The sequence below is a fragment of the Stenotrophomonas mori genome, from assembly GCF_023556335.1.
GTDB lineage: Bacteria > Pseudomonadota > Gammaproteobacteria > Xanthomonadales > Xanthomonadaceae > Stenotrophomonas > Stenotrophomonas mori.
In genome coordinates this window covers 64,904-77,067 of sequence record NZ_JAIKTS010000004.1, presented here as the reverse complement: position 1 = coordinate 77,067, position 12,164 = coordinate 64,904, and the positions used below count along the sequence as shown (strand labels likewise).

Annotated in this window: 12 protein-coding genes; 10 read left to right on the top strand and 2 right to left on the bottom strand. The window is 69.6% G+C overall.

Going from position 1 to position 12,164, the window contains the following annotated elements; all coding sequences use genetic code 11:
* Window positions 1–94 precede the first annotated feature (94 nt).
* From K5L01_RS11655 to K5L01_RS11635, 5 genes are all read left to right on the top strand, one after another.
* Complete coding sequence (locus K5L01_RS11655; protein ID WP_250064678.1) at window positions 95–1,102, top strand: methionine ABC transporter ATP-binding protein; 1,008 nt, start codon at window positions 95–97, stop codon at window positions 1,100–1,102.
* On the top strand, window positions 1,099–1,788 hold the full coding sequence (locus K5L01_RS11650) for a methionine ABC transporter permease (protein ID WP_250064677.1): 690 nt from the start codon (window positions 1,099–1,101) through the stop codon (window positions 1,786–1,788). Before K5L01_RS11655 ends, K5L01_RS11650 begins: the two co-directional genes overlap by 4 nt.
* A 73-nt stretch (window positions 1,789–1,861) precedes the next feature.
* Window positions 1,862–2,656 (top strand): MetQ/NlpA family ABC transporter substrate-binding protein, encoded by a 795-nt coding sequence (locus tag K5L01_RS11645; protein ID WP_250064676.1) that lies wholly within the window; start codon window positions 1,862–1,864, stop codon window positions 2,654–2,656.
* Between the two features lie 284 nt (window positions 2,657–2,940).
* Entirely contained in the window at window positions 2,941–3,504 is a 564-nt protein-coding gene (locus tag K5L01_RS11640) for a DUF1453 domain-containing protein (RefSeq protein ID WP_250064675.1), read from the top strand.
* Between the two features lie 65 nt (window positions 3,505–3,569).
* Entirely contained in the window at window positions 3,570–4,331 is a 762-nt protein-coding gene (locus tag K5L01_RS11635; RefSeq protein ID WP_250064674.1) for a YiiX/YebB-like N1pC/P60 family cysteine hydrolase, read from the top strand.
* A gap of 87 nt (window positions 4,332–4,418) precedes the next feature.
* Here the strand turns inward: K5L01_RS11635 and K5L01_RS11630 are convergent, their stop codons facing one another.
* The gene (locus K5L01_RS11630) at window positions 4,419–5,060 is read right to left on the bottom strand and encodes an OmpW/AlkL family protein (protein ID WP_250064673.1); all 642 of its coding nucleotides are present in this window, start codon (window positions 5,058–5,060) and stop codon (window positions 4,419–4,421) included.
* 140 nt (window positions 5,061–5,200) lie between these two features.
* Here K5L01_RS11630 and K5L01_RS11625 point away from each other — a divergent pair, with 140 nt between their 5' ends.
* The 4 genes from K5L01_RS11625 (at window position 5,201) to K5L01_RS11610 (ending at window position 10,286) form a co-directional block, all read left to right on the top strand.
* Window positions 5,201–5,797, top strand: a complete 597-nt coding sequence (locus tag K5L01_RS11625) for a DNA-deoxyinosine glycosylase (protein ID WP_250064672.1) — start codon at window positions 5,201–5,203, stop codon at window positions 5,795–5,797.
* 65 nt (window positions 5,798–5,862) lie between these two features.
* Window positions 5,863–7,374 (top strand): dihydrolipoyllysine-residue acetyltransferase, encoded by a 1,512-nt coding sequence (aceF, locus tag K5L01_RS11620; protein WP_250064671.1) that lies wholly within the window; start codon window positions 5,863–5,865, stop codon window positions 7,372–7,374.
* Window positions 7,375–7,391: 17 nt separating this feature from the next.
* On the top strand, window positions 7,392–9,518 hold the full coding sequence (gene lpdA, locus K5L01_RS11615) for a dihydrolipoyl dehydrogenase (RefSeq protein WP_250064670.1): 2,127 nt from the start codon (window positions 7,392–7,394) through the stop codon (window positions 9,516–9,518).
* Window positions 9,519–9,719: 201 nt separating this feature from the next.
* Complete coding sequence (locus tag K5L01_RS11610; RefSeq protein ID WP_250064669.1) at window positions 9,720–10,286, top strand: DUF6624 domain-containing protein; 567 nt, start codon at window positions 9,720–9,722, stop codon at window positions 10,284–10,286.
* 345 nt (window positions 10,287–10,631) lie between these two features.
* Here K5L01_RS11610 and K5L01_RS11605 read toward each other — a convergent pair whose 3' ends face one another.
* A complete protein-coding gene (locus tag K5L01_RS11605; RefSeq protein ID WP_250064668.1) occupies window positions 10,632–11,456 on the bottom strand; it encodes a hypothetical protein in 825 nt (274 codons plus the stop codon).
* A 323-nt stretch (window positions 11,457–11,779) separates the two neighbouring features.
* On the opposite strand from K5L01_RS11605, the gene K5L01_RS11600 reads away from it, so the two are divergent.
* Window positions 11,780–12,145 carry a hypothetical protein gene (locus K5L01_RS11600; protein WP_250064667.1) on the top strand — a complete coding sequence of 122 codons (366 nt, stop codon included), beginning with the start codon at window positions 11,780–11,782 and terminating at the stop codon, window positions 12,143–12,145.
* Window positions 12,146–12,164: the final 19 nt, after the last annotated feature.

The following is a 12,164-nucleotide window of genomic DNA, read 5'->3' as shown; positions in this document are numbered from 1 at the left end:
CAAAAGGCATAAGATTCCTTCCGCCCGTGCGCGCGCCGCGGCCGCGGCGCTGCTAGGCTTGCCGCCTTTCCGTCCGTCCCTCCATACCCTGGCCGTGATCGAGTTCCAGAACCTGCACAAGACCTATGCCGTCGCCGGCCGCGAGGTCACCGCGCTGCATCCGCTCGACCTGACCGTGGCGGCCGGCGAGGTGTTCGGCATCATCGGCCATTCCGGTGCCGGCAAGTCCACGCTGATCCGCCTGATCAACCGCCTGGAAGAGCCCAGCGGCGGCCGCGTGTGGGTGGACGGCCAGGACGCGACCGCGCTGGACGCCGAGGGCCTGCGCACGCTGCGGCGGCGGATCGGCATGATCTTCCAGCATTTCAACCTGCTGTCGGCGCGTACGGTGGCGGGCAACGTCGCCTTCCCGCTGGAGCTGGCCGGGACGCCGAAGGCGCAGGTCCAGGCGCGGGTGGCCGAGCTGCTGCACACCGTCGGGCTGGAGGCGCACGCGGGCCAGTACCCGGCGCAGCTGTCCGGCGGGCAGAAGCAGCGCGTGGGCATCGCCCGCGCGCTGGCCACCGGGCCGAAGATCCTGCTGTGCGACGAGGCCACCAGCGCGCTCGACCCGCAGACCACCGCCTCGGTGCTGGCGCTGCTGGCGAAGATCAACCGCGAGCTGGGCCTGACCATCGTGCTGATCACCCACGAGATGGACGTGATCCGCCGCGTCTGCGACCGGGTGGCGGTGCTGGATGCCGGGCGGCTGGTCGAGAGCGGGCCGGTGAGCGAAGTGTTCCTGCATCCCCGGCACCCGACCACGCGCCGTTTCGTGTCCGAGAGCGAGCATGTCGACGCGGCGGAGCTGCACCGCGGGTTCGCCGCGGTCGGCGGGCGCATCGTGCGGCTGACCTTCCTCGGTGCGGATACCTATGAACCGCTGCTGGGCCACATCGCACGGCAGACCGGGGTGGACTACAACATCCTGTCCGGCCGCATCGACCGGATCAAGGACACGCCCTACGGGCAGTTGACCGTCGCCCTGGTCGGCGGCGACCAGGACGCCGCCCAGGCCGCATTCGCCGGGGCCGGGGTGCATGTGGAGGAGCTGCGCCGATGATCGTCGCCACCGCGGGCGGGTTCTTCCGCCACCTGGATGCCGGCAAGTGGGCCGACATCGGCCAGGCCACCATCGATACCCTGCTGATGCTGGCCGGCGCGCTGCCGTTGACCCTGGCCATCGGCCTGCCGCTGGGCGTGCTGTTGTTCCTGAGCGGCTCGCCACAGCTGCGCCGCCGGCCGTTCCTCCACGGTGTGCTGGCGCTGATGGTGAACCTGCTGCGCTCGGTCCCGTTCATCATCCTGATGATCGTGCTGATCCCGCTCACCCTGGCGCTGATGGGCACCTCGCTGGGCGTGCGCGGGGCGATCCTGCCGCTGGTGGTGGGCGCGGCGCCGTTCTACGCGCGGCTGGTCGAGACGGCGCTGCGCGAGGTGGACCGCGGCGTGATCGAGGCCAGCCAGGCGATGGGCGCCACCACCGCGCAGCTGGTGTTCAAGGTGCTGCTGCCGGAGGCGCGCCCCGGACTCATCGCCGGGGCCACGGTCACCATCATCGCGCTGGTCGGCTTCACCGCCATGGGCGGCGCGATCGGTTCCGGCGGCCTTGGCGACCTGGCCTTCCGCGACGGCTACCAGCGCTCGCATACGGACGTGGCCCTGGTCACCGTGGTGCTGCTGCTGGTACTGGTGCAGCTGCTGCAGATGCTGGGCGACCGGTTGGTGGCGTACTACAGCCGTCGCTGACGGCTTGCCGGGCCCTGTCACGGCCGCCTGCTACGGTAGGCCGTCCCTCCTTCCCCCGCAGGAATCCATTTCCATGAACAGACTGCTTATCCTGCCCGTGTTCGCCGCCGTGCTGGCGCTGTCGGCCTGCGGCAAGCCCGCCGACGATCCCTCGAAGCTGGTGGTCGCGGCCAGCGCGGTGCCGCACGCCGAGATCCTCGACGTCGCCAAGCCGCTCCTGGAGAAGGAGGGGATCACGCTGGACGTGCGCGTGTTCAACGACTACGTGCAGCCCAACGACCAGCTGGTGCAGAAGCAGGTCGATGCCAACTACTTCCAGACCGAGCCGTACCTGGACGCCTACAACAGGGACCGCAAGACCGACCTGGTCACCGTGGTCGGCGTGCACATCGAGCCGTTCGGCGCCTACTCGCGGCGCCATGCCGCGCTGGCCGCGCTGCCCGACGGCGCCGACGTGGTGATTCCCAACGACCCCAGCAACAACAGCCGCGCGCTGATCCTGCTGGACAAGGCCGGGGTCATCCGGCTGAAGGACCCGGGCAATGCGCTGTCCACCCAGCGCGACATCGTCGAGAACCCGAAGGGGCTGACGTTCCGCGAGCTGGATTCGGCGATGCTGCCGCGGGTGCTGGACCAGGTCGACCTGGCGCTGATCAACACCAACTATGCGCTGGATGCCGGCCTGAACCCGACCCGGGACGCGCTGGCCATCGAGAGCCGCGATTCGCCGTACGTGAATTTCCTGGTCGCGCGCACGGACAACCAGGACGACGCCCGGGTGCAGGCCCTGGCCAAGGTGCTTACCGGGCCGGAAGTGAAGGCCTTCATCGAACAGAAGTACCAGGGCGCCGTGCTGCCGGCCTTCTGAGCCGTCGCTTGCCGTGCCGGGCTTGCCCGGCAGGCGGATTTCCGATGGCTCCGCGCCCTTCGTGGGGGCTGGGAGGTGCGTGGCCTTCCGGGCCCTGCGGTGCCCGCACCGCGGAACCCCCTGTGGCGTCCCCGCCGGGCGCGGCCGTTCGATGAGGTCTGGCGGGCGCCGCCCGGCGCCGACGGTCGGGGGAAGGCCGGCGAGGCCTCCAGCCGCAGGGCGCGGTGCGGGCTGTCGCCGCGCATGGCGTACTCTTTGAGCCTGCCCCCAGGGAACAGGCCCCCATGCCGCTGCTGCTCGCGCTGCCTCTGGCGTTGCTGGTATTCGGCGCCATCATGGTGCTGCTGATGCCGTTGGCGGTGTGGCAGCGGGTGCGGGGCGGCAGTGCGCGGCGGCAGGCGCGGCCGTGGCGGGTCGCCGTCGATGTGTGGGCGACGCTGCTGTCCACCGGGCTGTTCGCGGTGTTCGTGGCCATCGCCGGATTCTGGTGGCCCGGGGCCTGGTCGTATGCGGCCCTGGGGTGGCTGGCCGGTCTGCTGGTCGGGGGCCTGGGGCATGTCCTGACCCGCTTCGAGGCCGGCCCGCAGGTGCTGCACTACACGCCCAACGTCTGGCTGGTGCTGGCCCTGACCGTGATGATAGGGGTGCGCGTGATCGCCGGCGTCGTGCAGGGCTGGCAGGCATCGGTGAACGGAGTCCCCTGGCCCGACAGCGGCTGGCTCAGCCACGCCGGGCTGCTGGCGATGGCCGCGCTGCTGCTGGGCCATGCCGGCATGTATGCCTGGTTGCTGCGGCGGCGCATGGTCCGCCACCTGCGCTACCGCGGCTACGACCGCAGCCCGCGCTGAGCCGGCGGTTGGCCTGGTGGCCGCTGCGCCGCTAGGCTGGTGTGCGATATCCAGGGAGACCGTCGATGGGCCTGCTGCACATGCTGGGGCGCCGCCTGGCGCATTTTCTCGCACAGCCGCGCCGCCACCAGGCCCGGCCGCCGACCAGCGATCCGGGCCTGCTGCTGCGCACCCTGAGGCGTGGCGATGTGCTGCTGGTGGAGGGCAGCAGCCGCTTCGGCACCGCGATCAAGTACCTGACCCAGTCCACCTGGTCGCATGCGGCGCTGTACATCGGCGAGGAACCGTGGGAGCCGGGTGGGCCGCGGCGGCCGATGCTGATCGACGTGGATGTCGAAGAAGGGGTGCGGCGGGTGCCGCTGGAGCATTTCGCCGACCAGCACACCCGCATCTGCCGCCCGCTGGGATTGTCGCCCCAGGTCGTCGATCAGCTGGTGGACTTCATGCGCGCGCGGCTCGGCTACAGCTACGACCTGAAGAACGTGTTCGACCTAGCGCGCTACCTGATCCGGCAGCCGCCGGTCCCCGAGCACCTGCGCCGGCGGCTGATCGCACTGGGCAGCGGCGAGCCGACCAAGGCGATCTGCTCGACCCTGCTGGCGCAGGCCTTCGAGTCGATCCGCTACCCGATCCTGCCGGAGATCGAGACCGTGCCAGGGGGCGGCGGCGGGCACGGGCCGCGCCAGGAGATCCTGCACATCCGCAATTACAGCCTCTATACACCGCGCGATTTCGATGTCTCGCCGTTCTTCGACGTGGTCAAGCCGCGGCTGCAGGCGGGGTTCGACTACCGCACCCTGCAGTGGAGCGAGGACGGCAGCCCCTGATTCCCGGGGCCGTGGCGGATGCCCGGAATGCGGCAGGCCCGGATCGCGGACGATCCGGGCCTGCCGTACGACGGAGAGGCGCTGGAATCAGAAGCGCGCGCCGATGCCGAAGCCCACGGTCCACGGGTCCAGCTTCAGCGTGTCGCCGGTGCCGGCGCCGCCCACGTTCAGCTCCGGGCGCGAGCGCATGTAGCGGGCGTCGGCGCGGGCGAACCAGGTGGAGTTGATGTTCATGTCCACGCCGAGGGTGCCGATCGCGCCCTTGGCGGTGCGCAGGCTGACGTGGTCGCCGCTGGCATCCAGGCCGTCGATCTTCTCGTTGCTGAAGTTCGACTGGTAGTAGCCCGCGCCCACGAACGGGCGGAACACGTTGTCGGCGCCGCCGAAGTGGTACTGCGCGCTCAGCGCGACCGGCTGCTGCTCGACCGTGCCGACCTTGCCGCCGCCGTTGGCGCGCACGCGGTGGTCGAACTTGTCGGCCGCGCCCCACAGCTCCACGGCGATGTTGTCGTTGAAGAAGTAGCTGGCGCTCACGGTCGGCGCCGGGCCGCCGTCGAACTTGTCGATGCCGTTGCCCGGGTTGCTCTTGGGCTGCAGCAGGGTCGCGCCGCCGACGATGGCGAAGTGCTTGCCGGACGCGGTGTCGGTGCCGGCGTCCTGGGCGAAGGCGGTCGGCGCAAGCGCCAGGGCACCAAGGACGGCGAAGCTCAGGGTCTTGATGGATCGCATGGGGGAACTCCTCGTAGTGTGTTCGGGATCGTGTTGTTATCGAGGCCCTCGATCGGGGCGCGCCCATGCTGATCGCCGGTTGATGAATCGTTCCCTACGCACCCGTCCGGTGACGCGGCGATGTTCAGGGAAAAGGCAGAATGGCCAGCAATGCCGGGCACCGGCGCAGGAACACCATTCACGGAGTTGCAGTGGACGTGACGAGTCAACCGCTGCTGCAGGGCCTGCCTGCGCAGTTGGATGCGCGATGCCGGGTGCTGGTGCTGGGTTCCATGCCGGGTGTCGCGTCACTGCAGGCGGCGCGCTACTACGCGCACCCGCGCAACCGGTTCTGGCCGCTGATGGGCGCGCTGTGCGGGTTCGATCCGGCGCTGGACTATCCGGAGCGGCTGCACTGCCTGCGGGAGGCCGGCGTCGGCCTGTGGGACGTCATCGGCCGCTGCCGCCGCCGCGGCAGCCTGGATGCGGCCATCGTCCGCGGCAGCGAGGTGCCCAACCCGCTGCCGGCGACGCTGCAGGCACTGCCGCAGCTGCGCGTGGTGGCCTGCAACGGTGCCGCGGCGATGCAGGCGTTCGCGCGGCACGTGCGGCCGGAGCTGCCGGCCGGCTGGGCGCTGCCGGTGCTGGCCCTGCCGTCGACCAGCCCGGCGAATGCGGCCTGGTCGCTTGCCCGTCTGCGGTGCGAGTGGGAACGGCTGGCGCCCTGGTTGCCAACGGCAGGACACATTGTCTCCTGAGCGGTCCCCACGGGGCCCCGGGACGGGACAATGCCGGGCCCGATCGCGTCCCGCGGCAGCGCCCGATGGCACGGAAGTACCCGGTGGGCACCGGCAGGGCCGGGCTTGTCCGTGGACATACGCGTGCGAATCCAGTGCCGGCGGTTGGCGCTGCGGCGCACTGGCGCCACAATAGGCGTTTCCCTCACTGTTGCTGGAGTTGGTTCATGGCCGAAATCAAGGAAGCAGTTGTCCCCGATATCGGTGACTACAGCGACATCCCGGTGATCGAAGTGCTGGTCGCCGTCGGCGATACCGTGCAGAAGGACCAGGGGCTGGTCACGCTGGAATCGGACAAGGCGACGATGGAAGTGCCGTCGGCGGTCGCCGGGGTGGTGAAGGAAATCAAGGTCAAGGTCGGCGACAGCCTGTCCGAGGGCAAGGTGGTGGCGCTGATCGAGGTGGCGGCGGAAAGCAAGGCGGCGGCGCCTGAAGCCGCGCCTGCGGCGCCGGCCAAGGTCGAGCCCGCCGCCGAGACCGGCACCCGGGTGCCGCCGGTGCCCGCGGCCGCGGTGCCGGACAAGTTGGCGCAGCGCGAGATCCGCCAGGAAGACGCGCTGCCGGCCGGCAAGCCCAGCACTCCGCCGGTGCAGTTCAACGCCGAAGGCGTGCTGCCGGCCAGCGTGCCCTATGCCAGCCCGGCGGTGCGCGTCTTCGCCCGCGAGCTGGGGGTGGACCTGGCGCGGGTGAGCGGCACCGAGAAGGGCGGCCGCATCACCAAGGCCGACGTGCAGAAGTTCGTCAAGGGCGCCCTGACCGGTGGCGGTGCCGCCGTGGCCGGCGCCGCGGCGGGCGGCGGGCTGAACCTGCTGCCGTGGCCGAAGGTGGATTTCGCCAAGTTCGGCGAGACCGAAGTGCAGCCGCTGTCGCGGATCAAGAAGATCTCCGGCGCCAACCTGGCGCGCAACTGGGCGATGATCCCGCACGTCACCCAGTTCGACCAGGCCGACATCACCGACCTGGAAGCCCTGCGCGTGGCGCTGAACAAGGAAAATGAGAAGGCCGGCATCAAGCTGACCATGCTCGCCTTCCTGATCAAGGCCAGCGCCGCGGCGCTGAAGGCGTTCCCCGAGTTCAACGCTTCGCTGGATGCCAGCGGCGAGAACCTGACCCTGAAGAAGTACTTCCACATCGGTTTCGCCGCCGACACGCCGAACGGCCTGGTCGTGCCGGTGGTCCGCGACGTGGACAAGAAGGGCGTGGTGCAGATCGCGCAGGAAACCGGCGAACTGGCGAAGAAGGCACGCGACGGCAAGCTCGGCCCGGCCGACATGAGCGGCGGCTGCTTTTCGATCAGTTCGCTGGGCGGCATCGGCGGCACCGCCTTCACCCCGATCGTGAACGCGCCGGAGGTGGCCATCCTGGGTGTTTCCCGCTCGTCGATCCAGCCGGTCTGGAACGGCAAGGAGTTCGCGCCGAAGCTGCTGCTGCCGCTGTCGCTGAGCTACGACCACCGGGTCATCGACGGCGCGCTGGCCGCGCGCTTCACCACGTACCTGTCGCAGGTGCTGGCCGACATGCGCCGCGTGCTGCTCTGATCCCGAGGACTTGAAAGATGGCGAACACGATTGAAGTCAAGGTCCCGGACATCGGCGACTACAACGGCGTGCCGGTGATCGAGGTCCTGGTGGCCGTGGGCGACACGGTGGCCAAGGACCAGGGGCTGGTGACGCTGGAATCGGACAAGGCGACGCTGGAGGTGCCGTCCTCGGCGGCCGGCGTGGTCAAGGAGATCAAGGTCAAGCTCGACGACAAGCTGTCGCAGGGCGACGTGGTGGTGATCCTGGAAGCCGAAGGCGGGAGCGCGGCGCCGACGTCGCCGGCCGCACCGGCTCCTGCTGCGCCGTCGGCGGGTGCCGCGGCACCCGCAGCGGTGGGCGCACCGGCCGCCACCGGGCCGGTCGAAGTGAAGGTGCCGGACATCGGCGACTACAACGGCGTGCCGGTGATCGAGATCCTGGTGGCCGTGGGCGACACGGTGGCCAAGGACCAGGGGCTGGTGACGCTGGAATCGGACAAGGCGACGCTGGAAGTGCCGTCCTCGGCGGCCGGCGTGGTCAAGGAAATCAAGGTCAAGCTCGACGACAAGCTGTCCGAAGGCGACGTGGTGGTGGTGCTGGAGGCGCAGGGCGCCGCGCCCGCGGCTGCCGCCGGCAACGTGGCGCCGGGCAGCAAGCCGCCGGTGACCCCGTCGCACCGCGCGCCGGACCCGGCCGTGGCCGCCAGGGCGCTGCCGTCCACCGGGCGCACCGCCGACATCGAATGCCGCATGGTGGTGCTGGGCGCCGGTCCGGGCGGCTATACCGCCGCCTTCCGCTCTGCCGACCTGGGCATGGAAACGGTGCTGGTCGAACGCTACGCCAGCCTCGGCGGCGTCTGCCTCAACGTCGGCTGCATCCCCTCCAAGGCACTGCTGCACGCGGCGGACATCATCGACCACGCCGCGCATGCCGCCGACCTGGGCATCGCCTTCGGCAAGCCCAAGATCGCGCTGGACACGCTGCGCGGCTACAAGGAAAAGGTCGTCGGCCAGCTGACCAAGGGCCTGGCCGGCATGGCCAAGCAGCGCAAGGTGCGCACCGTGCAGGGCGTGGCCAAGTTCGTCTCGGCCAACGAGCTGGAGATCACCGGCGACGACGGCAAGACCCGGCTGCTGCGTTTCGAGCAGTGCATCATCGCCGCCGGTTCGCAGGCGGTGAAGCTGCCGAACTTCCCGTGGGACGACAAGCGCGTGATGGATTCCACCGACGCGCTGGAACTGGCCGACGTGCCCAAGACGCTGCTGGTCGTCGGTGGCGGCATCATCGGCCTGGAAATGGCCACCGTATACAGCGCCCTGGGCGCCAAGGTCAGCGTGGTCGAATTCATGGACCAGCTGATGCCGGGTGCCGACAAGGACCTGGTCAAGCCGCTGGCCGATCGCCTGAAGAAGCAGGGCATCGAGGTCCACCTGAAGACCAAGGCGTCGGGCGTCACCGCCGACAAGAAGGGCATCACCGTGACCTTCGAGGCCGCCACCGCGGGCGAGGCGCCGGCGATGGAAAGCGGCACCTTCGACCGAGTGCTGGTGGCCGTGGGCCGCGCGCCGAACGGCGGCAAGATCGATGCCGACAAGGCCGGCGTCGAGGTGACCGACCGCGGCTTCATCCCGGTGGACCGGCAGATGCGCACCAACGTGCCGCACATCTTCGCCATCGGCGACATCGTCGGCAACCCGATGCTGGCCCACAAGGCCACGCACGAGGGCAAGCTGGCGGCGGAAGTGGCCTTCGGCGAGAAGAAGGAATGGGTGGCGCGCGTCATCCCGTCGGTGGCCTACACCAACCCGGAGATCGCCTGGGTCGGCGTCACCGAGACCGAAGCCAAGGCCAAGGGCCTGAAAGTGGGCGTGGCCAAGTTCCCGTGGGCGGCCAGTGGCCGCGCCATCGGCATCGGGCGTACCGAAGGTTTCACCAAGCTGGTGTTCGACGAGGACACCCACCGTGTCATCGGCGGCGCCATCGTCGGCCCGCATGCCGGCGAGCTGCTGGCGGAGATCGGCCTGGCCATCGAGATGGGGGCGGAGGCCGCGGACATCGGCCATACCATCCACGCCCACCCGACCCTGAGCGAGTCGGTGGCGATGGCCTCGGAGATCTACGACGGCACCATCACCGACCTGTACATCCCGAAGAAGAAGTGATCCGCGCGACGCCCCTTCACCGGGGCGTCGCTGTTTGCGGACATGACAGGCAGGACGGCCATGCTGCGGGCAGTCGTGGTGACGGCGGCAGTGGCGTGGGCGGGCACGGCCTGCGCCGCGGAAGAGGATCCGGAACTGGCGGCGGCGCTGTTGAAATGTTCCGGAGCGGCGACGTTCACCAGGGCCGAGGAGGCACGCTAGGTGGAGGACGCGCGCCGATGGGCCGGCATCACGCCCAGCGCGCCACAGCTGCGCGAGCGGCTGCTGGAAATGGCGCGCCTCGACCAGGACGCGCGTGACGGCGACGGGTCGCAGGAGATGATCACGAAGATGCTGGGGGTGGACGCGGCCCACCTGCCGAGGATCAAGCAGGTCGTTGCCGACCATCACGGCCTGCCGGGCGTGCGTGAAGTCGGCGCCGATGGCATGGCCGCAGCGTGGTTGCTGGTGCCGCATGCCGACACCTATGCGGCCGTCCAGCAGCAGGTGCTGGAAGGCCTGGCACCGAAGGTGGACAGCGGTGAAGCCGCGGCGCGCGAGTATGCGCTGCTGGTTGATCGCGTGCTGGTCAATACCGGCATGCCGCAGCGCCATGGCAGCCAGCTGGCGGCGATCAGCGGCAGTTGGCAACCCAAGCCGATGGAAGTGTCCGGGCAGGTAGATGCGCGCCGTGCCGCGCTGGGCCTGATGCCGCTGGCCGATTATCCCTGCGTCGCCGTGGAGGTGTTCCCGGTACCGGCCACCGATGCGGACGGGAAGCTGCTGTAGGCAATGCCGGTGATGTAGCGCGGCGCCATGCTCTGCCGGGGCGTTCCCGGCAAGGCGGCACGCCGGGCAGGTACCGGCATTGGGCGAATGAAACCTCGGTGGCCAGGCCCGTGGTGTAGAGCGGAGCCGCGCTCCGCTGGCGCATTCCCGGCAAGGCCGGACGCCGGGCAGCGCCCGGCGCTACGGGTGGGGTGCGAACGTCGCGTGGATGAAATCCGGGTGTTCGCGTATGCCGTGTAGAGCGGAGCCAGGCTCCGCTGGGCGTTCCCGTCTAAGTGGCACGCCGGGCAGTGCCGAGGTGCCACCGGGCAGGAAAGCGTGCCCGTCCGGACACGCCGCCCCGTGTCAGAACGACAGGCTCACGCCGGCCAGGGGGCCCTTGAACTCCTGCTTCAGGCCGATCATGCCGTCGCTGCCGCGCTTGTCGGCATCGAGCTTGAACCAGTCGTAGCCGGCGAAGATGCCGAAGTTCTCGTTGATGTTGTACTGCACGATGGCGTTGGCGCGGCTCAGGTCGCCCTTGTAGTCGTCGAAGCTGCCCCAGCGGGTGTTGAGGTACTGGCCCTGCAGGTTGATCAGCCAGTGCTCGGAGGGGGTGAAGGTCAGGCGCATGCCGACCACCGGGGCGATGCCGTCGGTCGATTCGTCGAGGAACCGGCCGCGGTAGAGGTCGCCGACATCGGCGAACGCCTTGGTCGAGACCTTGGCGTACTCGCCACCCAGCTGCAGGCCCAGGTCGAACTGGTCGGTGTCGACCACCGAGTAGTCGTAGACCAGGCTCGCCACCTGGTACTTCAGCTCGCCCTTGACGAAGCTGCCGGCGGGAACGCTGACGCCGCCGAAGCTGACACCGTCGTCGAGCACCTCGCGGCGGTTCTTGTCGTACTTGAAGTAGTCGAAGATCAGCCGCTGGCGGTCGCTGAGGCGGAAGATGCCGTCCACGCGCGGCTCCCACTCCTTGCTGCCCAGGTCGAAGTCGCGGCTGAGGGTGAGCGGCTGGCCGTCGATGTCGGTGCGGCCGCGCAGGGTGTTGGACGAATCGATGTTCATCGCGCCCAGGCGCAGGGTGAAGCGGGGATCGTCCTCGGCCGCACGGGCCGGTGCGGCATGCAGGGAGGCAAGCGCCAGCGCGCAGGCGGCGCAGGTCGGAAGGCAGGGGGGAAGTCGCATCGTCGAATCGCTCCGTGTGTGGAATCCGGAGCGGTCACCTTGGACGAACCGGCGTACCACCGGCGTGACCGGCAGGTGCAGGGCGCGTGCAGGCCGGACGGATGTGCTGCAACGCACAATCGGCCGCGGTGGACGATGCGCGAGGCCGCCGGACGTACTGGATCGCGGGCGAAAAATCCTGTAGATGCCGTCACTTGCGATTCCCGGGGGGCGGCTTGTGGCGGTTGTCTAGCAAAATGTACCGCTGCTATACTCTCGCGGCTCGACGAGGCGCCCCCGGCGTCGCCCAGGTCTCCCAGGTTCCATGAAGCAGGACATTTCACGTGCTGAACTCCGTTGAAGCGGGTCGGCGGCTGATGCTGCGCGCCGCGGTCTACCCGCTGGCCGCGGTGGTTGTCCTGGCGCTGGCCTTCCTGCTGAAGGGGCCGTACCACGCCCTTGGCGCGCTCGTATCGGGCGTGACGGTGGTGGCGGGAACGGTCCTGGCGGCCTGGGTGGGGCTCGGCGGCGGCGTGCGCAGTGCCGGTTCGGCGATGATCCGCCTGTTCCTGGGGTTCATGCTGAAGATGGCGCTGATCGCGGCGGTGCTGGCGATGGCCTTCGTCTGGTGGCGGCTGCCGCCCCTGGCGCTGCTGGCGGCCATCCCGGTGGCGCTGATGTTCCAGGTTCTGGCTCTGGCCAGGCGTTGATCGAATTCACATAGATAAG

Bases quoted from the DNA above. Each gene is read 5' to 3' on its own strand.
- aceF (WP_250064671.1), top strand. From the start codon at position 5,863: ATGGCACGGAAGTACCCGGTGGGCACCGGCAGGGCCGGGCTTGTCCGT.
- lpdA (WP_250064670.1), top strand. From the start codon at position 7,392: ATGGCGAACACGATTGAAGTCAAGGTCCCGGACATCGGCGACTACAAC.
- K5L01_RS11635 (WP_250064674.1), top strand. From the start codon at position 3,570: ATGGGCCTGCTGCACATGCTGGGGCGCCGCCTGGCGCATTTTCTCGCA.
- K5L01_RS11650 (WP_250064677.1), top strand. From the start codon at position 1,099: ATGATCGTCGCCACCGCGGGCGGGTTCTTCCGCCACCTGGATGCCGGC.
- K5L01_RS11630 (WP_250064673.1), bottom strand. From the start codon at position 5,060: ATGCGATCCATCAAGACCCTGAGCTTCGCCGTCCTTGGTGCCCTGGCG.
- K5L01_RS11625 (WP_250064672.1), top strand. From the start codon at position 5,201: ATGGCCAGCAATGCCGGGCACCGGCGCAGGAACACCATTCACGGAGTT.
- K5L01_RS11640 (WP_250064675.1), top strand. From the start codon at position 2,941: ATGCCGCTGCTGCTCGCGCTGCCTCTGGCGTTGCTGGTATTCGGCGCC.
- K5L01_RS11645 (WP_250064676.1), top strand. From the start codon at position 1,862: ATGAACAGACTGCTTATCCTGCCCGTGTTCGCCGCCGTGCTGGCGCTG.
- K5L01_RS11605 (WP_250064668.1), bottom strand. From the start codon at position 11,456: ATGCGACTTCCCCCCTGCCTTCCGACCTGCGCCGCCTGCGCGCTGGCG.